22 protein-coding genes are annotated in these 23356 nt (G+C 54.9%); 11 read left to right on the top strand and 11 right to left on the bottom strand.

The genetic code is table 11. From position 1 onward, the window contains the following. Positions 1 to 10 precede the first annotated feature (10 nt). Positions 11 to 1510 carry an inorganic phosphate transporter PitA gene (pitA, locus tag HV213_RS01605; protein WP_181484562.1) on the top strand — a complete coding sequence of 500 codons (1500 nt, stop codon included), beginning with the start codon at positions 11 to 13 and terminating at the stop codon, positions 1508 to 1510. Between the two features lie 68 nt (positions 1511 to 1578). On the opposite strand, the gene uspB is transcribed toward pitA, so the two are convergent. Further along, the gene (gene uspB / locus HV213_RS01600) at positions 1579 to 1914 is read right to left on the bottom strand and encodes a universal stress protein UspB (protein WP_181484561.1); all 336 of its coding nucleotides are present in this window, start codon (positions 1912 to 1914) and stop codon (positions 1579 to 1581) included. A gap of 380 nt (positions 1915 to 2294) precedes the next feature. Between uspB and uspA the strand changes: the two genes are divergently transcribed. Together uspA and dtpB are read left to right on the top strand one after the other, a co-directional pair. Beyond that, a complete protein-coding gene (gene uspA / locus HV213_RS01595; protein WP_004126268.1) occupies positions 2295 to 2732 on the top strand; it encodes a universal stress protein UspA in 438 nt (145 codons plus the stop codon). A 266-nt stretch (positions 2733 to 2998) separates the two neighbouring features. Further along, complete coding sequence (gene dtpB, locus HV213_RS01590; protein ID WP_181484560.1) at positions 2999 to 4471, top strand: dipeptide/tripeptide permease DtpB; 1473 nt, start codon at positions 2999 to 3001, stop codon at positions 4469 to 4471. 122 nt (positions 4472 to 4593) lie between these two features. On the opposite strand, the gene HV213_RS01585 is transcribed toward dtpB, so the two are convergent. Beyond that, positions 4594 to 5097, bottom strand: a complete 504-nt coding sequence (locus tag HV213_RS01585) for an RrF2 family transcriptional regulator (protein WP_181484559.1) — start codon at positions 5095 to 5097, stop codon at positions 4594 to 4596. A 233-nt stretch (positions 5098 to 5330) separates the two neighbouring features. Between HV213_RS01585 and HV213_RS01580 the strand changes: the two genes are divergently transcribed. Further along, complete coding sequence (locus HV213_RS01580) at positions 5331 to 6530, top strand: NAD(P)/FAD-dependent oxidoreductase (protein WP_181484558.1); 1200 nt, start codon at positions 5331 to 5333, stop codon at positions 6528 to 6530. A 35-nt stretch (positions 6531 to 6565) separates the two neighbouring features. Here the strand turns inward: HV213_RS01580 and HV213_RS01575 are convergent, their stop codons facing one another. The 4 genes from HV213_RS01575 to HV213_RS01560 are packed head-to-tail and all read right to left on the bottom strand — an operon-like array spanning position 6566 to position 10426. Beyond that, positions 6566 to 7642 (bottom strand): extracellular solute-binding protein, encoded by a 1077-nt coding sequence (locus HV213_RS01575; RefSeq protein WP_181484557.1) that lies wholly within the window; start codon positions 7640 to 7642, stop codon positions 6566 to 6568. Between the two features lie 20 nt (positions 7643 to 7662). Then, positions 7663 to 8499, bottom strand: a complete 837-nt coding sequence (locus HV213_RS01570; protein ID WP_181484556.1) for an ABC transporter permease — start codon at positions 8497 to 8499, stop codon at positions 7663 to 7665. After that, a complete protein-coding gene (locus HV213_RS01565) occupies positions 8496 to 9362 on the bottom strand; it encodes an ABC transporter permease (protein ID WP_181484555.1) in 867 nt (288 codons plus the stop codon). The genes HV213_RS01570 and HV213_RS01565 overlap by 4 nt, the downstream gene beginning before the upstream one ends. Continuing rightward, positions 9359 to 10426, bottom strand: coding sequence for an ABC transporter ATP-binding protein (locus HV213_RS01560; protein WP_181484554.1), 1068 nt, complete (start codon positions 10424 to 10426; stop codon positions 9359 to 9361). The genes HV213_RS01565 and HV213_RS01560 overlap by 4 nt, the downstream gene beginning before the upstream one ends. 213 nt (positions 10427 to 10639) lie before the next feature. Here HV213_RS01560 and HV213_RS01555 point away from each other — a divergent pair, with 213 nt between their 5' ends. From HV213_RS01555 to HV213_RS01545, 3 genes are all read left to right on the top strand, one after another. Further along, on the top strand, positions 10640 to 11470 hold the full coding sequence (locus HV213_RS01555; RefSeq protein WP_181484553.1) for a glycerophosphodiester phosphodiesterase: 831 nt from the start codon (positions 10640 to 10642) through the stop codon (positions 11468 to 11470). A gap of 139 nt (positions 11471 to 11609) precedes the next feature. After that, positions 11610 to 12728 (top strand): ROK family transcriptional regulator, encoded by a 1119-nt coding sequence (locus HV213_RS01550; protein WP_181486314.1) that lies wholly within the window; start codon positions 11610 to 11612, stop codon positions 12726 to 12728. 339 nt (positions 12729 to 13067) lie between these two features. Then, positions 13068 to 13451, top strand: a complete 384-nt coding sequence (locus HV213_RS01545) for a hypothetical protein (RefSeq protein WP_181484552.1) — start codon at positions 13068 to 13070, stop codon at positions 13449 to 13451. A gap of 84 nt (positions 13452 to 13535) precedes the next feature. Here HV213_RS01545 and rsmJ read toward each other — a convergent pair whose 3' ends face one another. The 5 genes from rsmJ to gntX all read right to left on the bottom strand — a co-directional run bounded on the left by rsmJ (position 13536) and on the right by gntX (position 19504). After that, complete coding sequence (gene rsmJ / locus HV213_RS01540; RefSeq protein ID WP_181484551.1) at positions 13536 to 14288, bottom strand: 16S rRNA (guanine(1516)-N(2))-methyltransferase RsmJ; 753 nt, start codon at positions 14286 to 14288, stop codon at positions 13536 to 13538. 7 nt (positions 14289 to 14295) lie between these two features. After that, positions 14296 to 16338, bottom strand: a complete 2043-nt coding sequence (gene prlC / locus HV213_RS01535) for an oligopeptidase A (RefSeq protein ID WP_181484550.1) — start codon at positions 16336 to 16338, stop codon at positions 14296 to 14298. A gap of 209 nt (positions 16339 to 16547) precedes the next feature. Beyond that, positions 16548 to 17864, bottom strand: a complete 1317-nt coding sequence (gntT, locus tag HV213_RS01530; protein ID WP_110274838.1) for a gluconate transporter — start codon at positions 17862 to 17864, stop codon at positions 16548 to 16550. A gap of 331 nt (positions 17865 to 18195) precedes the next feature. Beyond that, complete coding sequence (gene nfuA / locus HV213_RS01525; RefSeq protein ID WP_181484549.1) at positions 18196 to 18771, bottom strand: Fe-S biogenesis protein NfuA; 576 nt, start codon at positions 18769 to 18771, stop codon at positions 18196 to 18198. Positions 18772 to 18829: 58 nt separating this feature from the next. Beyond that, positions 18830 to 19504, bottom strand: a complete 675-nt coding sequence (gene gntX / locus HV213_RS01520; RefSeq protein ID WP_181484548.1) for a DNA utilization protein GntX — start codon at positions 19502 to 19504, stop codon at positions 18830 to 18832. A gap of 38 nt (positions 19505 to 19542) precedes the next feature. Between gntX and bioH the strand changes: the two genes are divergently transcribed. From bioH to gorA, 4 genes are all read left to right on the top strand, one after another. Beyond that, the gene (gene bioH, locus HV213_RS01515) at positions 19543 to 20325 is read left to right on the top strand and encodes a pimeloyl-ACP methyl ester esterase BioH (RefSeq protein ID WP_181484547.1); all 783 of its coding nucleotides are present in this window, start codon (positions 19543 to 19545) and stop codon (positions 20323 to 20325) included. 111 nt (positions 20326 to 20436) lie between these two features. Continuing rightward, entirely contained in the window at positions 20437 to 20706 is a 270-nt protein-coding gene (locus HV213_RS01510; RefSeq protein WP_181484546.1) for a YdgH/BhsA/McbA-like domain containing protein, read from the top strand. A 372-nt stretch (positions 20707 to 21078) separates the two neighbouring features. Continuing rightward, on the top strand, positions 21079 to 21921 hold the full coding sequence (locus HV213_RS01505; RefSeq protein WP_110274832.1) for a 23S rRNA (adenine(2030)-N(6))-methyltransferase RlmJ: 843 nt from the start codon (positions 21079 to 21081) through the stop codon (positions 21919 to 21921). 71 nt (positions 21922 to 21992) lie between these two features. Then, on the top strand, positions 21993 to 23345 hold the full coding sequence (gene gorA / locus HV213_RS01500; RefSeq protein ID WP_181484545.1) for a glutathione-disulfide reductase: 1353 nt from the start codon (positions 21993 to 21995) through the stop codon (positions 23343 to 23345). The last annotated feature ends 11 nt before the right edge of the window (positions 23346 to 23356 follow it).

The raw sequence follows: 23356 nt of genomic DNA, 5'->3' as shown, positions 1-23356 counted from the left end.
GTAACGTCCTATGCTACATTTATTTGCCGGTCTGGATTTACATACCGGGCTATTATTATTGCTTGCTCTTGCTTTCGTGCTGTTTTACGAAGCGATCAATGGTTTTCATGATACCGCAAACGCTGTTGCAACTGTGATTTACACACGCGCAATGCGGTCGCAGCTTGCTGTGGCGATGGCGGCCCTTTTTAACTTCTTCGGCGTTCTGTTGGGCGGTCTTAGCGTTGCTTATGCCATCGTGCATATGTTACCGACCGACCTGCTGCTTAACATGGGTTCAGCACATGGCCTTGCCATGGTCTTTTCCATGCTGTTAGCGGCAATTATCTGGAACCTCGGAACCTGGTATTTCGGCCTCCCGGCCTCCAGCTCGCACACGCTGATCGGCGCGATCATCGGTATTGGTTTAACCAATGCGTTGATGACCGGCACCTCGGTCGTGGACGCGCTGAACCTCCCGAAAGTCGCGGGGATTTTTGGCTCGCTTATCATCTCGCCGATTGTTGGTCTGCTGGTAGCGGGTGGCCTGATTTTCATTCTGCGTCGTTACTGGAGCAATACCAAAAAACGCGCTCGTATCCACCTGACACCTGCTGAACGTGAAAAGAGAGACGGCAAGAAAAAACCGCCATTCTGGACGCGTATTGCGCTGATTCTGTCAGCCATTGGCGTGGCGTTCTCGCACGGTGCGAACGATGGACAGAAAGGCATTGGCCTGGTGATGCTGGTTCTGATCGGCGTCGCTCCGGCTGGCTTCGTGGTCAACATGAACGCTTCCGGTTACGAAATCACCCGTACCCGCGACGCGGTCAACAACCTGGAAACCTTCTTCCAGCTGCATCGCCCTGAGCTGTTGAAGAAAGCGACCGGTACTGAGCAGCTCATCCCGCCCCCGGGCACGGGCGTCACTGCCGATGGTGAATTCCACTGTCATCCAGCCAACACGCTCAACGCGCTTGACCGCGTGAAGACGATGCTGACCGGAACCGAAAGCTACGATACGCTCACCGTTGAACAGCGCAGCCACCTGCGCCGCATTTTGCTCTGCATCTCTGATACCACCGATAAAGTGGCGAAGCTGCCGGAAGTGAATGCCGACGATAAGCGTCTGCTGAAGAAACTGAAATCCGATATGCTGAGCACCATCGAGTACGCGCCAATCTGGATCATTATGGCGGTGGCGCTGGCGCTGGGTATCGGCACCATGATCGGCTGGCGTCGCGTGGCGACCACCATCGGCGAGAAAATCGGTAAGAAAGGGATGACCTACGCACAAGGTATGTCAGCTCAGATGACCGCCGCCGTATCGATTGGTCTGGCAAGCTATACCGGTATGCCGGTTTCCACCACCCACGTGCTCTCCTCCTCGGTTGCGGGGACCATGCTCGTTGATGGCGGCGGCCTGCAAAGAAAGACCGTCACCAATATCCTGATGGCCTGGGTTCTCACCCTGCCCGCAGCGATTCTGTTGTCAGGCGCGCTGTACTGGCTCTCGCTGAAGATTATCTAAGCGGATAGCACGCGCAAAAAATGTAAACGGGTCAGGAAACTGGCCCGTTTTTTTTGGTTTTAACCGGACTAATGCCAGATAAGCAGAGCAATCATACTCACAACGACCAGGCCGCATAGCGCGCTGGTGAGAATAAACTGCCGACGAACCCGCTCGCAGCGACGGATAAACTCATCATCGTGATGATCGTGATAGCGCTGGGCATAAATATACCAAACCAGACGCATCTGCTTGCCAGGCTGCCCATGTGACGTGAAAAAACCACCGCCGTCGACATATTGATAGAGCAAAGGGTCACAACCACGTAGCACAACCAGTAATGCACGCAGTGACGAAAAGTAGCGTGCCATATTCACCACACAAACGATACACAGGGCCCAAAACAGCGCAATCGTGCTGATCATACCTCCTCCCCGGCGACCCGCCCTCGGAGAATCTCTCCGGGACTACCGCTCCCCAATATCAAATTGACTGTACAGTAAAAGAGTGCGATTCCGATCACGTTTATTTATTCGATCGGCTCATTAAATAGTGTAGGAGATCCGTTAATTTTTTTACCACAACGTTAACCGTTATCAATGCATAAATCGGATATATTTGTTTAACTATTTGCTGAACAAGGTAGATTGACGAAGCGCGAGGGGCGCTATAAGGTAGAAATATCTTCTACAATTAAGTCCTTAAGGACTACCCCCCGCGCATGTGGCACGCAGGACGCGGGCGAAGCGGCAGCACTGGCTGTCAGGTCCAACGGTCATCGACAACTTATGGAAGGAGTAACACCATGGCTTACAAACACATTCTCATTGCAGTAGACCTGTCCCCGGAAAGCAAAGTACTGGTAGAAAAAGCCGTTTCTATGGCCCGTCCCTACAATGCAAAAGTTTCCCTGATCCACGTGGATGTGAATTACTCCGATCTCTACACCGGGCTTATTGATGTCAATCTGGGCGACATGCAGAAACGCATTTCCGAAGAGACACACCACGCGTTAAGCGAACTGTCCACCAACGCAGGTTACCCGATTACTGAGACTCTGAGCGGCAGCGGCGACCTCGGCCAGGTGCTGGTTGATGCGATTAAAAAATATGATATGGACCTGGTGGTTTGCGGTCATCATCAGGACTTCTGGAGCAAGCTGATGTCCTCCGCTCGCCAGCTGATCAATACCGTTCACGTCGATATGCTGATTGTTCCGCTACGCGACGAAGAAGACGAATAACCGTTTTCCCTGCTGACCGACGCCCGCATATATGCGGGCGTTTTTGTTTGTTCCCGCCGCACTCCACTCCGCCAACCCACCAAAAGAATATAAATCCAAAAAATTAGCACAATGTTAGATTGATCAACCAATCTAACCGTTTTATACCCATATAATAATCCATCAATTTACAAAATAATCACATCATTACGCACCATAAGACTTTTTCAGCGCGTTTTGGCATACGCGTTCATACTTTTCCGGACAGGATAAAAAGGCGAAGAAAGATGAACTCACCCGCACCGACAGGCTTACTGCAACAGCCCCGCCCATTCTTTATGATCTTCTTTGTGGAGCTATGGGAGCGATTTGGCTATTACGGCGTTCAGGGTATCCTGGCCGTTTTCTTTGTTAAACAGCTCGGATTCTCCCAGGAACAGGCGTTTATTACCTTCGGCGCGTTCGCAGCCCTGGTGTATGGCCTGATTTCCATTGGCGGCTATGTCGGCGACCATCTGCTCGGTACCAAACGCACACTGGTTCTGGGTGCGGTCGTGCTGGCAATTGGCTACTTTATGACCGGGCTGTCGCTGTTAAAACCCAACCTGATTTTTATCGCACTGGGGACCATTGCGGTGGGGAACGGGTTGTTTAAGGCCAACCCGGCAAGCCTGCTGTCTAAGTGCTACCCACCGAAAGATGCCCGCCTGGATGGCGCGTTCACCCTGTTTTATATGTCGATTAACATTGGCTCGCTGCTGTCGCTATCGCTGGCACCGGTCATTGCTGAGAAGTACGGCTACGCGGTGACCTACAACCTGTGCGGTGCGGGGCTGATCGTCGCCCTGTTGGTCTACTTCGCCTGTCGTGGAATGGTGAAAGACATTGGTTCCGAGCCGGACCACAAGCCGCTGAATTTGCGTAATCTGCTATTGGTACTGGTGGGCACGGTGGTCATGATTTACCTCTGCGCCTGGCTAATGCACAACGTTAAAATCGCCAACCTGGTGCTGATTTTCCTCTCTCTGGTGGTGACGATTTTCTTCTTCCGCGAGGCCTTCAAGCTGGATAAAACCGGGCGCAACAAAATGTTCGTCGCATTTATCCTGATGCTGGAAGCCGTGCTGTTCTACATTCTGTACGCGCAGATGCCGACCTCTCTGAACTTCTTTGCGATCAATAACGTCCATCATGAAATACTCGGTTTCGCCATTAACCCGGTGAGCTTCCAGGCGCTAAACCCGTTCTGGGTGGTGGTTGCCAGCCCGCTTCTGGCCGCTATCTACACGCGTTTGGGTAACAAAGGCAAAGACCTGACCATGCCGATGAAATTTACGCTCGGCATGTTTCTCTGCTCGCTCGGCTTTCTGACAGCCGCCGCCGCGGGAATGTGGTTTGCCGACGCGCAGGGGCTGACTTCACCGTGGTTTATCGTGCTGGTCTATCTGTTCCAGAGCCTGGGAGAATTGTTGATTAGCGCCCTGGGGCTGGCGATGGTCGCCGCGCTGGTACCGCAGCATCTGATGGGCTTCATTCTCGGGATGTGGTTTTTGACGCAGGCCGCCGCATTCCTGATGGGGGGTTACGTCGCCACCTTCACCGCCGTGCCGGACAATATTACCGACCCGCTACAAACGCTGCCTATCTATACCAACGTCTTCAGCAAAATCGGTCTGGTGACGCTGGCGGTAACGGTGGTGATGGCGATGATGGTGCCGTGGCTAAACCGGATGATTAATACCCCGGATAGCGAACAGTAATGAGCATTGCCGGATGGCGGCTAACGCTTTATCCGGCCTGGATTTCACTGTAGCCCGAACGAGGTGCGATAGCGCCGACTCCGGGAGTCCCCGGCGGCGCTACGCTTGGCCGGGCTACCTGACTACGCTTTTCGCGCAGCAATCCAGTCCTGCACTTCAACCACAAAGGTATCCGGCGCTTTGCGGTACATTTTGCGCGCCAGATCGAGGATGGTGTGCTGGCCTAAAGCCTCTTCCATTCGCTGCTGCGCCATATCCATGACCGAGCGCACACCGCAAATCCCTTCGCAGGCCCATTCCGGCGGCTGCTCTTCGAATACCGCCAGACGCTGGCGAATCTCGCGACATTCAAAAATCCGTTTGTCACCGTCAATGGCGTTTGCCACGTCGAGAACCGTAATGTGTTCAGCTGGTTTCGCCAACTGAAAACCGCCGCCTTTACCCTCAATGCTGCGCACCAACCCAGCCTTTGACAGACGGGTGAAGATTTTGGCCAGGTAATCGTAGGGCACACTTTGCAGATCGGCAATCTCACGCACGCTCATATCGCGGGCATCGCCTTTGCTGTCCACCATACACATCAGGCTATGGATGCCGTACTCAACCCCAGAACTGTAGAATGCCATGCTCTTATCTCAGCCAAAATTAATCTGAGCTTATTGTAGCTTTTCCGCACTCCTGATTCCAGAGAGATTGCAAAATGCAGGACAGCTATAAAATTAAAATCAATAATTATCAATTAGATAAACAAAAATCACGACGAAAGCCACTCCCGATATTTCAAATGACATTGCACCGGTTAACTACGATCAATATAATCCTAGTAAATAAATCGTAGTGAACAGCGAGAACAACAGTGATGCGTAAACAAATTTTGATCATCGGGGCTGGCTTTGCCGGTATGTGGGCAGCGCTGAGCGCCGCACGTCTGGCGGATAAAAATCAGCAGGACATTGATATTACAGTGATTGCACCACAGCCTGAACTGCGTGTGCGCCCACGGTTTTATGAAAGCGCCGTTCAGACGCTGGTTGCGCCACTGCAACCGCTGTTCGACGTCACCGGTGTTACCTTCCTGCGCGGCACGGTTGAGAAAATCCTTCCGGCTTCCAAGGAGGTGAGCTGGAAAGATACCCACGGTGAAACGCGCCGGCATCGCTATGACCGTCTGGTTCTGGCCAGCGGCAGCCAGGTGAATCGCAGTATGGTCGCCGGTGCCGCAGAGCACGCCTTCGACCTCGATCAGCTTGAGAGCGCTGCCGTGCTGGAGCAGCATCTGCAAGATCTGGCTAAGCAGCCAGAGAGCGAGGCGCGTAATACTGTTGTCGTCTGCGGCGGCGGCTTCACCGGCATTGAGATGGCGCTGGAGTTACCGGGTCGTCTGCGTGACATCCTCGGTGCTGATGCTAAGACCAGAGTTGTCGTAGTTGAACGTGGTGCGCAGCCGGGTGCTCGCTGGAGCCAGGAATTGCGCGATGTGATTGCCGAGGCCTCCACTGAGCTGAACGTAGAATGGATGGTCAATTCCGAAGTTGAGAGCGTGAATGCCTCTGGCGTGACGCTGAAAGATGGTCAGACAATTGCATCACAGACGGTCATATGGACCGTTGGCGTTCAGGCTAACGGTCTGACCGCACAGATTGATGCGCCGCGCGATCGCCAGGGTCGCCTGCACGTAAATGCCAATCTTCAGGTGCTGGGTCATGAAGACATTTATGCCACCGGCGACGTGGCTTACGCCGCCACCGATGATAAGGGCAATCACGCGCTGATGACCTGTCAGCACGCCATCCTGCTGGGTAAATTTGCCGGTAACAATGTTGCAGCAAGCCTGCTGAACGTTGAACCGCTGCCGTATCGTCAGGAGATGTACGTCACCTGTCTGGATCTGGGCGCGTGGGGCGCTGTTTACACCGAAGGCTGGGATCAGCAGGTGAAGTTAACGCGCGCCGACGCGAAAAAGCTCAAGATGTCGATCGTCAGCGAGCTGATTTATCCGCCAAAAGCCGATAAAGCGGTGGCGTTCGAGATTGCCGACCCGCTAGCCCCGTTTGTTTAAATGATCGTCCCCTGCCAGGTCGGCAGGGGAATTCTTCACTGCATCATCACCTGGCGTACAAACTCTTTCTTCATCTGCATACTGTAGGCCTTACCGTAAAACTGCACCTCGGTGTCGGGGCGTTTCACGTCCGGGATGACCTGTTTGTGCATCGGCGTGGAGCCGAAGGCTTTACTCAGCGCTTTCTGTGTATCGGCCTGAATCAGCCAGTTAAGAAACAGCCGCGATGCCGCCGGATGCTGACTGTTGGCGGCGATAGCCGCGACATTACCGCCGCCGGGCATACCAAATTCAGGCACGTAGAATTTCAGCCGTGAGGTAATGGCCCCGGTTTTTTGCAGCCCTACCAGATGATCTTCCCAGGCAGGCGTCAGCATCAGCTCACCGTCGTTCAGGCGCGTCAGGCTGTCAGCGCCGGAGGCCGTGCGGGTAATTTTGTCGTTATTGGCGGCAAACCACTGCCAGCCTTTCTGCCAGTTTTTCACCACTGCGGCATCAACGGTATCCGACTCGCTGTCAAACTCGCCGCTTTGAGTCTTAACAACGCGCTGAATAAAGGCTTCCCCCGCGCCACCGTTATTCGGATCGTTATAGCCAAACCGCTTTGGATTAGCGTCGATAAAGCGCTGAAGGTCTTCCATGGTCTGCGGCAGCGGTCGATCGCCCATCTGCTGCGGGTCGTAGACCAGCCCAGTCTGATTTCCCCAGAACGCCACCGCATAACCCTGAGTATCGACATTCTGAATCTGGTGATACGCCTCGCCGTAGCCCGGCAGGTCGTCGATTTTCGCCAGTGATTTCGCTCCCATGGTGACCTGAAGCTGCGACACGGACAGGGCGATCACATCGATTTTACCCTTTGCTTTGCCCGACTCCGCCAGCAACTTGTTCATATTGCCGTCGATGCTCCCTTCCGGGATGCGCACCTTAACGCCGTACTGCTGCTCAAAATCCTTCACAAAGCTGCGCCACTGCGGCTGGAGGTACCAGACGTTAAACGTCACGCTGCCCTCTTTTTTCGCCTGGGCGACCAGATCGGCGTTATCCGTATTAGCCTGTGCCAGCGAGCTGCACAGTAACCCTCCGGCCAACATTATTAGTGCTTTTTTCATTATGTTTCTCCTGTAAAAAGTCAGGCTTTCCCCGTGGATTGCGACAAATAGTTGCCCTTCAGCAGCTTCTCGATGATGACCATCAGGATGACGTTCGGGATCACCAGAATCATCGATACCACCGCCGCGTCCGGACGCACAAAGGAGTAACCGAGGAAGGAATAAAGAATGGTTGGGACGGTGATAAAATCCGGCGCGCCCAGTACGTACGAAATACTGAACTCTTCCAGGCTTCTCACCAGACAAAAAATCAGCGCCGCCAGGAAGCTCGGCTTGAGCATCGGCAGGTAGGCATTGCAGAACGTGCCCCATATTCCGGTGCCCAGGTCGCGGCTGGCGTCGATCAGATCCTGCGGTACCGCCTTAAACCCTGCCGACATAATGCGAATCGAATAAGGCAGCGTCAGCACGGTATGGCCGATAACAATGCTGATAAAGGCGTTGTCGATATTGAGGTTGATCAGCATGGCGCTGAAGAAGATACCGATCAACATGCCCGGCATCACCAGCGGGATCAGCGTCAGCATTTCCGCCACCGCCTTGCCACGAAAGTTCATGCGCCCAAAAGCATACGCGGTGGGCAGCGACAGCAGCAGGCTGACGACGGCCACCGCCGGCGCGATGGTGTAGCTGTTAAACAGCGCCTCGGAAAGTGAGGTTTTCTCCCACACCAGCAGCCAGCGGCTGAACGACAGCACGGGCGGAAAGATATCCGGGTAGCTCCACGGGTGTGCCGGGTCCACCAGCGACCAGAGGATCGCCATACCAAACGGCATCCCCAGCCACACCAGGTTGGCGACAATAAAGAAAATCAGCGAAATCTTCACCACCCGACGACCATTGCTAGTCTGACTCATTTGATCTCTCCTTTACGGGTGGCGAACGGGGTGATCAGGGTGGCAATCAGCAACGTGCAAATCCCTGCCGTCAGCATAATAATCACCGCGATAACGGCGGCGTTATTCCACTCGCCGTACTCCATGGCGGTGGCCTGCATCAACCGCGCCAGCGAGTAAGTGTTGCGCGGCCCGGCCACCGAGAAGAAGGCAAAATCACCCAGCGCACCGATAAACACCAGAATCAGCGTCACCTGTACCGCAGGCAGCGTCAACGGCACTATCACGCCGGTAAAACTGCGCCAGCGGCTGGCACCGAGATTACTGGCGGCATCCAGTACATCGTTACGAATGGCATTGACCGCGCCGCCGACCAGGATCAGGGCAAAAGGCAGGTTTTTCCAGATTTGCAGGAGCACCACGCCCCAGCCAAAATCATCGTTCTGCATCCGCAGCGGCTCGCTGATAATCCCCAGCGCCAGCAGCAGTTCATTGATGATGCCGTGATAGGCGACGATATTGACGAACAGGAACGCCGCCACCAGGCCGGGAATGAACATCGGCGCGCGCAGCACCGCGATAATGCCCTCCTTGCCCGCCATCGGTTTACGCAGCCACAGCGCCAGCGGATACGCAAAAATCACCGAGCCGAACGCGCCCAGCAGCGACACCTTCACTGAATAAAACAGGGCACTACGCAGCACCTCGTCCTGCAACATATTGCGCCAGTATTCCAGCGAGAAGTGGCTGTCGCCTTCGAGGTTAAACCAGCCCAGGCTCTGTACCACCACCACATAGAAGGTGGAGCCCATCAGCAGCAGAATGGTGCCCAGCCCGCTGGTCATCAGCAGCCAGGCAAACAGATCGTTGCGCCAGTTTTTCATGATACCGGCTCCAGGAAATGGATAGCGTTTTCCGCCAGGTGGAAACAGGCGCGCTCACCCGGCGCAACCGGCGGCTTTTTGATTAACTGCAAACGAACCGACAGCCCGCCGTCGTTGTGGCCCCAGGCTTCGGTGAGGTTACCCATAAAAGCCATTTTATCGAGCGTCAGGGTGAAGTGATTGCCGCCCGTCTGTGGCTGGGTGACGTACTGCGCGTCTTCAGGCCGCCAGCAGATATAGCAATGCTCTGCTTGCGGCGGCTGGTCTGAAAACACGTAGAATTCGCCCAGGCCACAGCGCACCCGGTAATAGCCGGGCTGCTCTGCGGGCGTAACCTGTGCGGTATCGATATTGGCGGCACCGATAAAGTCCGCCACAAAGCGGTTTGCCGGACGGTAGTAGATCTCTTCCGGCTTGCCGATTTGCTCGACGCTGCCACCGTTCAGCACCACGATTTTGTCCGACATCGCCAGCGCTTCCGCCTGATCATGGGTGACGTAAATCGAGGTGAGCTGGTACTGACGCTGCAACTCTTTGATTTCAAAACGCACGCTTTCGCGCAGCTTGGCATCGAGGTTGGAGAGGGGTTCGTCGAACAGAATGACGTCCGGGCGGGTGATCATCGCCCGCGCCAGCGCCACGCGCTGCTGCTGGCCACCGGAGAGTTGGGCAGGCATTTTCAGGCGCTGAGTTTCCAGCCCCACCTGCTTTAGCGCCTCTTCCAGCCGGGTTTGCTGATCGCTGATAGCGACCTTTTTCTGCTTCAGGCCGAAGCAGATGTTGTGCGCCACGTTGAGGTGCGGAAACAGCGCATAGGACTGGAAGCACATGGCGGTGTTGCGCTTTTCCGGCGGCAGGGCGTTAACCGTTTTATCGCCAATCAGAATCCGCCCGCTATCCGGCTGGTGAAAGCCACCAATCATTTTGAGCAGGGTAGTTTTGCCGCAGCCGCTCGGCCCGAGTAGGGTCACGAACTCCCCCTCTTCCGCGCAGAACGAGATCTCTCTGGCGGCGTAAAAATCACCAAACGTTTTGGTTACCTGTTCCAGAACCAGTTTTGACATAAGTCTGTTTTCCATCGACTAAAAGATGATTATTAAATTTACACACTAAACATTAAATTTATGTGATGTAGATCTTCAAAGTTGAAAAATGATCTAAATCGCACATTAAATACATACAAAACAATAAATTATACAATGACAAATAAAAACACCTTCCACATTTAAATTTAAGTAGTAAAGTTAATAACCATCTTACATTGAGAGGAACAGAAGATGGCGTTTACTTTTCACCGCGCGGCAGAAGGTATTGTGCTGGCCAACAGTCATCGCGGGTATTCCAGCTGTGCGCCGGAGAACACCTTTCCGGCCTTTGAAGCCGCCCGCCTGGCGGGTACACACTGCATCGAAATAGACATCCACCTGACGGCAGATAATCAACTGGTCGTGACTCATGACCACCGCATCGACCGGGTTTCTACCGGACAGGGATTCGTCGAACAACTGACTTATCCTCAGTTGCTGGAGAGCGACTTTGGCGTGAAATATCACCCTGCGTTTAGCGGGACTCGCATCCCACTGCTGGCGGACGTGCTGCGCTGGGCGATAGAGAACCATATGGGGCTGATAGTTGAAGTGAAACAGCGCCGCCGCCACGATGAGTTCGTCGAGGTACTGGTGCAGCAACTGCGCGCTATACCGGAAGCGATTGGCCATATCCAGTTGCTGGGTTTCAATCATGTACTGACAAACCGGGTGAAGGCGCAGATCCCGGAACTGGCGTTACAGGTGGTGACGCTGGAGCGTTACAATAACCAGTTGGCGGCGGTGCAACAGTCCCATGCCAGCTGTGTCTGTTTTGAATATGAATTTGCCCACGTTGACGATCTGCGGGCCTACAAAAAAGCGGGGCTGGGCGTGCGGATGTACCTGCATGAAGTAAAAAACGGCATGGATCCGTTGACCCAGTACCAGCACAAATTCGGCTATGATAGTCGCCCGGAGATCATGAGCTGGCTGCGTGAAGGGCTGATTGATATGCTCAGTCATGATGATATTCCGTATCTGCAGGGGCTGATTGAAGAGGCAGGCCTGCGCTGGGATTAATCCTCTTCGTACTTACCGCCACGGCGGCGTTGGCTACATTTGCTCACCCCGGTCACTTACCTGGGTAAGCTCCCGGGGATTCGCTCATTTGCCGCCTTGTTGTGACGGTAATTACTTTAAGGATAAGACAGTAACGATGATGAACGCCCAACCTGAACGCCTTGAATTGCGCGGTTCGCAGCGCCTGCTGCTGGAGCTTATCCGCCGCCATGCGCCAGTTACTCGCGCGGAGCTGGCACGCTTATCCAACCTGACGGCAGGCGCGATTACTCAGCAATGCCGGGAGCTGATATTTTCCGGTCTGGTGGTCGAAGGTGAGCGTAATACCGGGCAGCGCGGTCAACCGTCGCTGCCTCTGCGGCTTAATCCCGGCGGCGGCTGCGCGATCGGGCTGTCGTTCAGTCCCGGTTTTATTGATATGACAGTGGTCGATCTTAGCGGTCGCCAGCTGCTCTCAATTTCCGAAGCGCATCAGGAAAACCAGCCGTTGGCCTCAACGCTCGCGCAAATTAAAATGCTGGTCGAGCAGACGCTGAAAAAGCGCCAGCTTCAGCACGCGCGAATTTTCGGGATCGGCTATGCGGTACCGGGTTTTCTGAAGGCAGATGGCCGCAAGCGCCATAGCGTGGCGTGGCTGGAAAGCTGGCGTGAGGTGGATCTCCAGCAGGCGTTTGCCGACAACCTGCCATGGCCGACATGGGTAGAGAACAACGCCAACGCCTCGGCCATTGGTGAGCTGTATAGCGGCGAATGGAACGACTATAGCGATCTGACATTTATCGACCTCGGCTACGGTATCGGCGCAGGGGTGATTTCCGGGCATAAGCTACTGCGTGGCGGCTTCTTTAATGCGGGCGAGGTAGGGATGGCGTTCCCGTCCGGTACGCCGCGTCCATCCTATAAAGATCTGGTCGCTACGCTAGAGCATGAAGGGCTAGAAGAAGCGCAGCTACCAGAGCTTATCGCCGGTCAGCATCCGCTATTGGAGGGTTGGTTTGCCCGCTGCTGCGGCCAGGTCGAACAAACTGTTTTCGGCTGCGTGCAGTGGGTTGATCCACAGCTGATTGTGCTGGGCGGTGCGATGCCTAAACCGATTATTAGCCGGCTGGTGCAGGAGCTCAATCAGCGCCTGCAAACAAAGCTCGACCCTAATCGTCCGAAAGTGATGCTGGCGGCCTCGTCGATGGGCGCGCTTAGCGCTTCGCGCGGCGCGGCGATGATCCCGCTATATCAGGTAATTAACGAAGGGCAGAGCTAGCGGAAAAGAAAACATTCCCGGATTGCGGCTGACGCCTTATCCGTATACAAAACTGTTAACCGCCGGGGCGCGCAACATAGCGCCTGCGCGCTGTATTTAACCGCGTCATGATTAATAAAATAAATACAAAGATAAGATTGCTATGAAATTACGAATAATCTTTGTAGTAAAATAATTCCAGAACTCAACTTTCGCCTCCCGCCTTTATGAGGCAATTGATGATGGTAAGATAAACAGTACTATTCATTTGGCTTAAAATGAGAAAATTGCATTCATGGCCATGATGTTTTAGTAAAAAAAAATCACACGCCGAATATTTTATATATCAAAGGAATGACCATGAACAATGGATTTAAAAGGGAAAATCTTCGCCAGATACTGAGCACAATAGCGCCAAATGAGATCATCGACGAACGAAAATATCTTCATGGTCTCATTCGCTCGAAGCCAGTAGTCTTGTACTTTGCCGACAAAGAAATAATCATGCTAACCCTTTCATTTCTTTATGATTACAAAGATGATTATCAAACTATCCCTTATGTCGATATACGGGAAATTAAAATGCGCAATGTGCTCTGGCGAAAGTTCGCGCTAATATACACACACCCCATAGTACCAATTGAAGTTGAAGTGCCTGGCAAATGTCTCGGTTGCCCGTGGCAGTCTGAAAACTTAGGCTATCTATTAGAGAATGATTTTTTCCAGAATAGTTGGCCGCGTTAAACCTCAGAATCAAAATGTCGGCCGTGGGTAGTCCGAATAAAGCGCCTCGCGCCGCTATCCGGAACTCGCCACGGCATAGCAAATTTACTCCGGCGTACCAGCGTAAATATCAAACCGGTGGCCTTTGGTGGCCACCGCATTCGGCGTCGCCACGTCCGCCAGCGGCGGCGCGTAATCCGGGCGCTTCACCACCACGCGTTTGGTCGCCAACAGACGAGCAGGTTCCAGTAGGCCATCAGCATCTAAATCCGGCCCCACCAGCGACTGAAACACCCGCATCTCTTTCTTCACCAATGCACTTTTCTGCTTATGTGGGAACATCGGGTCGAGGTAAACCACCTGCGGACGCGGAGTAATATCAGTGAGCGCCGTCAGGCTGGAGGCGTGAATCAGCTGCAAACGCTCCTGCAACCACGGGCCAATTTCCACATCGGCATAGCCACGCGCCAGGCCATCGTCGAGCAGCGCGGCAACCACCGGATTGCGTTCCAGCATCCGCACATGGCAACCCACAGAGGCGAGAACGAACGCATCGCGCCCCAGCCCCGCCGTCGCATCGACCACATCCGGCAGGTAATCGCCCTTAATACCAACCGCTTTCGCTACCGCTTCACCGCGACCGCCGCCGAACTTGCGTCGATGGGCCATCGCCCCACCAACAAAATCGACGAAAATGCCGCCAAGCTTCGGCTCATCGCGTTTGCGCAGTTCCAGATGCTCTGGCGTCATCACCAGCGCCATTAGGTTATTTTCATCGTGCTCCAGCCCCCAGCGGACGGCAAGAACAGATAAGGCGCCGTCTCCGGCGCCCGTTTCATCAATTAAACAGATTTTCACAACAGGATTAACTCTTAATACCGTAATGCTCAAGCATCGCATCCAGCTGCGGCTCGCGGCCACGGAAGCGTTTGAACAACGTCATCGGCTCTTCAGAACCGCCGCGGGTCAGGATGTTGTCGAGGAACGACTGACCGGTTTCGCGGTTGAAAATCCCCTCTTCTTCGAAGCGCGAGAAGGCGTCCGCTGCCAGCACGTCGGCCCACAGGTAGCTGTAGTAACCCGCTGCGTAGCCACCAGCAAAAATATGGCTGAAGGCGTGCGGGAAGCGGCCCCATGACGGTCCAGGGATCAGCGCAACTTGCTTTTTAATTTCCGCCAGCGTTTCGAGGATTTTAGCCCCCTGCTCTGGCTGGAACTCCGCATGCAGGCGGAAGTCGAAAAGGCCGAACTCCAGCTGGCGCAGGATAAACATCGCCGCCTGGTAGTTTTTCGCCGCCAACATTTTCTCCAGCAGTTCTTTTGGCAACGGCTCGCCGGTTTCATAGTGACCGGAGATAAACGCCAGCGCGTCCGGCTCCCAGCACCAGTTTTCCATAAACTGGCTCGGCAGTTCGACCGCATCCCACGGCACACCGCTGATGCCGGAAACCCCGGCGGTATCGATGCGGGTCAGCATATGATGCAGACCATGGCCGAACTCATGGAACAGGGTAATCACTTCATCGTGGGTAAACAGCGCCGGTTTGCCGCTGACCGGACGGTTAAAGTTACAGGTCAGATAGGCAACCGGTTTTTGCAGCGAACCATCAAGCTTGCGCATCTGGCCGACGCAATCATCCATCCACGCCCCGCCGCGTTTGTGTTCACGAGCGTAGAGATCGAGGTAGAAGCTGCCGCGCAGTTCGTTGTTTTCGTCATACAGCTCGAAGAAACGCACCTCCGGATGCCAGACGTCAACATCGGTACGCTCTTTGGCGGTAATACCATAAATACGTTGAACCACTTCGAACAGGCCGTTAACGGCTTTGTTTTCCGGGAAGTACGGACGCAGCTGCTCGTCGCTGATGCTGTACAGATGCTGTTTCTGCTTTTCGCTGTAGTATGCGATATCCCACGGCTGAAGTTCATCAACGCCAAATTCGGCTTTAGCGAAGGCGCGCAGTTGGGCCAGCTCTTTCTCACCCTGGGGACGCGCACGTTTGGCCAGGTCGGTCAGGAAGTCGAGTACCTGCTGCGGGTTTTCCGCCATTTTGGTGGCGAGTGATTTATCGGCATAGCTATCGAAGCCCAGCAGCTGCGCCAGCTCGTGGCGCAGGGCAAGGATTTCCGCCATCACCGGGCTGTTGTCCCACTTCCCGGCGTTTGGCCCCTGGTCAGAAGCGCGGGTGGAGTAAGCGCGATACAGCTCTTCACGCAGCGCTTGATTGTCGCAATAAGTCATCACCGGCAGATAGCTCGGGATATCCAGCGTTAGCAGATACCCTTCCTGCTCCTTGGCTTCAGCCTGCGCTTTGGCGGCGGCCAGCGCGCTTTCCGGCATCCCGGAAAGTTCGGCTTCATCGGTCACCAGCTTCGTCCAACCCATAGTGGCGTCGAGCACGTTGTTGCTGTACTGGTTGCCCAGCTCGGACAGGCGCGCGGCGATTTCGCCATAGCGTTTCTGCTGCTCTTTCTCCAGGCCAATACCAGAAAGTTCAAAATCACGCAGCGCGTTATCGACCGCTTTTTTCTGCGCGGTGTTCAGGGTGGCGTAATGATCGCCATCACGCAGATCGCGGTACGCTTTGTACAGACCTTCATGTTGCCCAACCCAGGTGCTGTACTCGGAGAGCAGCGGCAGGGTTTGTTCGTAGGCTTCGCGCAGTTCCGGGCTGTTTTTAACCGAGTTCAGGTGGCTGACCGGGGAAAAAATGCGCCCCAGCACGTCGTCCACCTCCGCCAGCGGCTGGCAAAGATTTTCCCAGGTGTACGGCGCCCCTTGCGCCACCGCGGTCTCTACCGCCGCCCGGCAATCATCCAGCGCTTTGGTGACCGCGGGGACGACATGTTCAGGTTGGATAGCAGAGAAAGGGGGCAATAAAAAAGGCGTCAGTAATGGATTGGTCATATGCGCAGTCCTGTTGAAGAGGGTAAATGAAGCGCGCGTCCGGCGCTTTAGCATGAGATCTAGAATGGGGGATAGTTGGGTGAATTTCAATGTCAGGCGCTGCGCAGAACCGGGTATTACTGCGATAAGCCTGGCCGTTGTGGCTATTGCGCATAAAAAAGCCGGGTCAGCATCGCTGCTACCCGGCCCGTTTTATACCGACGCTCTGCTTACACCACCATCCCCAACAGCAGGCAGCCAATCAGACCGCACACGGAGATAATGGTTTCCAGCACCGACCACGACCTGATGGTCTCGCCGATAGTCAGGTTGAAGTACTCTTTAAACAGCCAGAAGCCCGGATCGTTGACGTGAGAGAAGATAACGCTACCGGAACCAACGGCGATAACCATCAGTTCAGGACTCACGCCGGTAGTCGCGATCAACGGTGCAGCAATACCGCCTGCGGTAATAGCGGCAACGGTCGCCGAACCCAGCGCAATACGCAGTACCGCAGCAATCGACCAGGCCATAAACAGCGGAGACATATTGGATTCATGCATAATAGAGGCGATGTATTTGTCCATCCCGCTATCGACCAGCACCTGTTTGAAGGCACCGCCGCCGCCGATGATCAGCAGCATCATGGCAATAATTTTGATAGAAGAGGTCAGCGTTTCGTTGATCTGGTCCATCGAACGGCCGCGGTTGAGGCCAAAGGTGAACAGCGCGATCAGCACCGCAATCAGCGTTGCCATCACCGGGTCGCCAAAGAACTCAGCAACCGGCAGGAAAGCATGACCTTTCGGCAGCACCATCTCGGCTACCGCACGCATCGCCATCAGAATAACCGGCACCAGAGAAGTCCAGACGCTGACGCCAAAACCCGGCATCTCTTCTTCAGTGAACGTTTTCGGGTTATGCAGGCCTTCCGGAATCGGCTTATCGATGCCTTTCAGGAAGCGTGCGTAAACCGGACCGGCCAAAATCACGGTCGGGATCGCCAGAATCGTACCGAACAGCAGGGTTTTACCCATATCGGCATGGAAAATGGTGGCAATCGCCGTCGGACCCGGGTGCGGAGGCAGGAAGCCGTGGGTAACGGAAAGCGCGGCCGCCATCGGTACACCGACGTATAGCAGCGGGATGCGGGCGGACGCAGCGATGGTAAAGACCAGCGGCAGCATCAACACGAAACCCACTTCATAGAACAGCGCGAAGCCGACGGTAAAACCGGTTAGCACGACTGCCCATTGGATGTGTTGTTTACCAAATTTGTCAATTAGCGTGGTGGCGATACGCTGCGCACCGCCGCAGTCCGCCAGCATTTTACCGAGCATAGCGCCGAAGCCCATGATCAGCGCGAGGCTGCCGAGGGTTCCGCCAACGCCGTTCTTGATGGAGACGATAACTTTATCCAGCGGCATACCCTGCATGAGCCCGACGGCAAGCGCCACCAGAACCAGAGCGATAAAACCGTTCATTTTGAAACGGATCATCAGCAACAATAACAGGGCAACCCCGATAGCAACGATGACTAATGGCATGATTTACCTGGCCTTAATTTGTTATGGGTAACGTCATAGTTTCAACATTGACTTCATCCGTTCCGACCGGAACAAAAAATGTCCGGCGCCGTAAATGCTAGCTTTATCCTTACCCAGAGAAAGGATAGCTGGCTATTTTTTAATCTGTGGCGCCTGAAACGAATGATACGGGTAACATGATAAGTTTGAGAATCACCTAAGCAGTGAAAATTTCAAATATGAGACTTAAGTCATACTCTTTCCCGGGTTTTTGCCGGGTTGCTTAGCGGGGAATGTTGTGCGGTAACTGAGAAGAGTAGCCCGACAGCGCAAATACTGCCGGGCGGGGGAATTAATAGTAGGAGTGCTCGCCGCGCTGGTGTTCGGTCAGATCGCGTACGCCTTTCAGTTCCGGGAATTCGTTCAGCATCTGCTTCTCGATCCCTTCTTTCAGGGTTACATCGACCATCGAACAGCCATTACAGCCGCCGCCGAATTGCAGGATCGCCAGGCCATCGTCGGTGATTTCCATCAGCGTGACGCGCCCGCCGTGACCGGCCAGCTGCGGGTTAATCTGCGATTGCAGCAGGTATTCGACGCGCTCCATCAGCGGGGCATCGTCTGAAACCTTGCGCATCTTGGCGTTTGGCGCTTTCAGCGTCAGCTGAGAGCCTAACTGGTCGGTAACAAAATCGATTTCAGCGTCGTCGAGGTACGGCGCGCTAAGCTCATCGACATAAGCGGTCAGTTGCTCAAACTTCAGCGCAGTATCGGTGTCTTCCACCGCATCCGGTGGGCAGTAGGAAACGCCGCACTCAGCGTTTGGGGTACCGGGATTGATCACAAATACGCGAATTTGTGTCCCTTCTTCCTGATTTACCAGCAGTTTGGCAAAGTGCGCTTGTGCAGCATCGGAAATACGGATCATAGCGTTGGCCTAATAGTTGACTATTTTACTTGGTTATAATACGCCCATCAGCAGGGGTCTACAAGGTACGGCATATACACCATACCTGAACCGTCGCGGCGCCGTTTCGCAAAAGCAGGCGGGATATCTCGGCGACGGTGCTTCCGGTTGTGACGACATCATCCACAATGGCGATATGGTGACCCCGTACCGACAATTCAAGCTGAAAGGCGTTTTTCAGGTTCTGTTTGCGCAATCTGGCGCTGAGCTGATGCTGGGTGGCGGTACGACGCTGGCGAGTGAGCGCATCGCTACGCCAGGCACAGCCCATCCAACGCGCCAGCGGGCGGCACAGCAGATCGCTCTGATTAAAACCCCGCCTCCACTGACGACGCTGCCAGAGCGGCACGCTGATAATTCTATCTGGTTTGGGAAGCCCCCTGCTCTGATGAATACGCAACAGCAGAAGACGCGCCAGCGCCGGAGCTAGCTCTGGTCGTTTGCTGAATTTCAGCTGGTGAATCATCCCGCTCAGCGGCGATCGATAGTCATTCACCGCCACCAGCCGCTGCCACGGCGGCGGTTTTTGCAGGCAGCGACCGCACGGCAGCAGGCCTGCCTGAGCAGGTAGCCCACACTGAGGACAGAGCGGCTCAGACGCCAGCAACGATGCAGCGCATCGCGAGCAGATCCCCCAGCGGGCGATGGCCAGCGGCATTTGGCATAGCCAGCATAAGCTGTGTGCTGTTAGCATATTTCCCCTCATACTTGATGGAAAGAGAACAGTAACCGATGAAAGAGATCTGGTGGCAAACCACGGGCGAAGGAAATTGTCATCTTGTGCTGCTGCACGGATGGGGGCTGAATGCGCAAGTGTGGGATTGCATCACGCCGGAACTGGCCTCGCATTTCACGCTGCACCTCGTCGACCTTCCGGGCTATGGCCGCAGCGGCGACTTTGGCGCTCTGTCGCTCCAGGAGATGGCGCAGCAGGTGCTCGCCAAAGCACCAGAGCACGCTATCTGGCTGGGCTGGAGCCTCGGCGGGCTGGTGGCAAGTCAGGTTGCGTTAACTCACCCCGACCGCGTGCAGGCGCTGGTCACCGTCGCCTCTTCTCCCTGTTTTAGCGCTCACGATAGCTGGCCGGGAATCAAACCCGACGTGCTGAGCGGTTTTCAACAGCAACTGAGTGAAGATTTTCAGCGCACCGTCGAGCGTTTTCTGGCGCTGCAAACCATGGGAACCGAGAGCGCCCGCCAGGATGCCAGAGCGCTGAAGAAGACGGTGCTGTCGCTGCCTATGCCTGCGCCAGAAGTGCTAAACGGCGGGCTGGAGATCCTCAAAACCGCCGATTTACGCCAGCCGCTGACGGCGCTAACGCTGCCGTTTTTACGTCTGTACGGTCGGCTGGATGGTCTGGTGCCGCGAAAAATCGTGCCGGTTCTCGACGCGTTGTGGCCACAGAGCCAATCCATCATCTTCGATAAAGCCGCCCACGCGCCGTTTATCTCTCATCCGCAGGAATTTTGCGCCACGCTGGTGGCGCTAAAGACTCAGGTCAGGAAATATTTTTAGCGGGACATGGTAAAAACGCAGGGCCCGACAATACTTAGGTTGTTGCGGCGGTTGACTATTTCATGTCGCCTCCGCGACCTAAAAAAAACAACCTAATGGAGAGTAGAGGCTATGAAACTTGTTACAGGTATTGTTGCATCTCTGGTGATTGGTTCACTGTCCTTCGGCGCGTTCGCTGCCAAGGAAATTCAAAAAGATGAGTTGGCTAAACTGAATCTGACCAAAATTGGTACGATTACGACGTCAAAAACAACCTCTCCGATGGATGCAAGACAAGATCTGTCGAAAAAAGCGGATGAGCTGGGCGGCACCTATTTTGTGGTGATTGCAGGCGAGAAGAACGAGAAAACGGTTCACGCGAACGCGGACGTCTACAAGTAAGCCAGTAAGCGGGTCTCAGGACCCGCTTGAGACTGATGACAAACCCGTTTTAGACACAGTGCCCGTATTTTTGCCGGGTGACGGCTAGCGCCTTACCCGGCCTACAAAACACACAATATCATCAGGTTATGAGTTCTCCGTAGGCTCACGCAAGCGAAGCGCCGCCGGGCAATGACAGAAAAGCGCACGGGCCTGTAGCCCGAACAGATGCGCAGCACCGCCTCCGGGAAAGGCGCTAGCCCCTCTGCTTGACGTTTTTATGCCACGGTTATGTTTTCGTAATTGAAACAGCCCGGTGCCGGAGGCGGTAATCCAGGCGGATCTGCGGTAAACTATCGGTTATCTTGTTTACTTCCCGGAATCACCACATCCATGCTCAGTTATCGCCACAGCTTTCACGCAGGCAACCACGCCGACGTCCTTAAACACACCGTTCAGAGTCTGATCATTGAATCGCTCAAAGAGAAAGAAAAACCGTTTCTCTATCTGGATACCCACGCCGGTGCAGGCCGCTATCAGCTGAGCGGCGAGCACGCCGAGCGTACTGGTGAATATCTTGAAGGTATCGCCCGCATCTGGCAGCAGGATGACCTGCCCGCCGAGCTGGAGCCGTATATCTCCGTCGTCCAGCATTTCAACCGCAGCGGTCAATTGCGCTACTACCCGGGCTCCCCACTGATTGCCCGTCAGCTGCTGCGCGAGCATGACAGCCTACAGATGACCGAGCTGCACCCGAGCGATTTCCCGCTGCTGCGCTCCGAGTTTCAGAAAGACGACCGCGCCCGCGTGGAAAAAGCCGATGGCTACCAGCAACTTAAATCTAAGCTGCCGCCCGTTTCTCGCCGTGGGCTAGTGCTTATCGACCCGCCTTACGAAATCAAAAGCGACTACCAGGCGGTAGTGACCGGTATTCATGAAGGCTACAAGCGCTTTGCGACCGGTACCTACGCGCTGTGGTATCCGGTGGTGCTGCGAGCACAGATTAAGCGCATGATCAAAGAGTTAGAAGCCACCGGCATTCGCAAAATTCTGCAAATTGAGCTGGCGGTACGCCCGGACAGCGATCAGCGCGGCATGACCGCCTCCGGGATGATCGTCATCAACCCACCGTGGAAGCTGGAGCAGCAGATGAACAACGTGCTGCCGTGGCTGCATAAGAAACTGGTACCGAACGGTATCGGCCACGCAACGGTCAGTTGGATCGTGCCAGAGTAATCGCAACCATCGGTGGAACCTTTTACGCCTCGCGCTACAATCGCGGCCATTCAATAATAAGGACCAGAGCCATGACCAAACATTATGACTACATCGCTATCGGCGGCGGCAGCGGCGGCATCGCCTCCATCAACCGTGCGGCAATGTATGGACAGAAGTGCGCGCTGATTGAAGCCAAAGACCTGGGCGGCACCTGCGTGAACGTCGGCTGCGTGCCGAAGAAAGTCATGTGGCATGCGGCGCAGATCCGCGAAGCAATCCATCTGTATGGCCCGGATTACGGCTTTGATGCCACCATCAATAACTTCGACTGGGACAAACTGATCGCCAGCCGTAGCGCCTATATCGACCGTATCCACACCTCTTACGATAACGTGCTGGGTAAAAACAAAGTCGATGTGATTAAGGGCTTCGCGCGCTTTGTCGATGCGAAAACCGTGGAAGTGAATGGTGAAACGATCACTGCCGATCATATCCTGATCGCCACCGGTGGCCGTCCGAGTCATCCGAATATTCCGGGCGTCGAGTACGGCATCGATTCCGATGGCTTCTTCGAACTGCCGGCGCTGCCGAAACGTGTTGCGGTGGTTGGCGCAGGCTATATCGCCGTTGAGCTGGCGGGCGTGATTAATGGCCTGGGCGCACAAACTCACCTGTTTGTGCGTAAACACGCGCCGCTGCGCAGCTTTGATCCGCTGATCGTCGAGACGCTGGTCGAAGTGATGAACGCCGAAGGCCCGCAGCTGCACACCAACGCCATTCCGAAAGCGGTGGTCAAGAATGCCGATGGCAGCCTGACCCTGGAGCTGGAAGATGGCCGCAGCCAGACCGTCGACTGCCTGATTTGGGCGATTGGTCGCGAACCGGCAAACGATAACTTCAACCTCGCCGTTACAGGTGTGAAAACCAACGATAAAGGCTATATCGTCGTCGATAAATTCCAGAATACCAACGTTTCTGGCATTTACGCCGTTGGCGATAATACCGGTGCCGTTGAGCTGACCCCAGTGGCGGTTGCCGCCGGTCGTCGTCTCTCCGAGCGCTTATTTAACAACAAGCCGGACGAGCATCTGGACTACAGCAACATCCCGACCGTGGTCTTCAGCCATCCGCCTATCGGCACCGTCGGCTTAACCGAGCCGCAGGCGCGCGAGCAGTACGGTGATGACGCAGTGAAGGTGTATAAATCCTCTTTCACCGCCATGTACACCGCGGTGACCTCGCACCGCCAGCCGTGCCGCATGAAGCTGGTCTGCGTTGGCCCGGAAGAGAAGATTGTCGGTATTCACGGCATCGGTTTTGGTATGGACGAAATGCTGCAAGGCTTCGCGGTGGCGCTGAAAATGGGCGCGACTAAGAAAGACTTCGATAATACCGTGGCGATTCACCCGACGGCATCGGAAGAATTTGTGACGATGCGCTAAGGTAAGGCACT

This window comes from Klebsiella sp. RHBSTW-00484 (genome assembly GCF_013705725.1).
Taxonomy (GTDB): Bacteria; Pseudomonadota; Gammaproteobacteria; order Enterobacterales; family Enterobacteriaceae; genus Klebsiella.
This window is presented reverse-complemented; position numbering and strand designations above follow the sequence as displayed.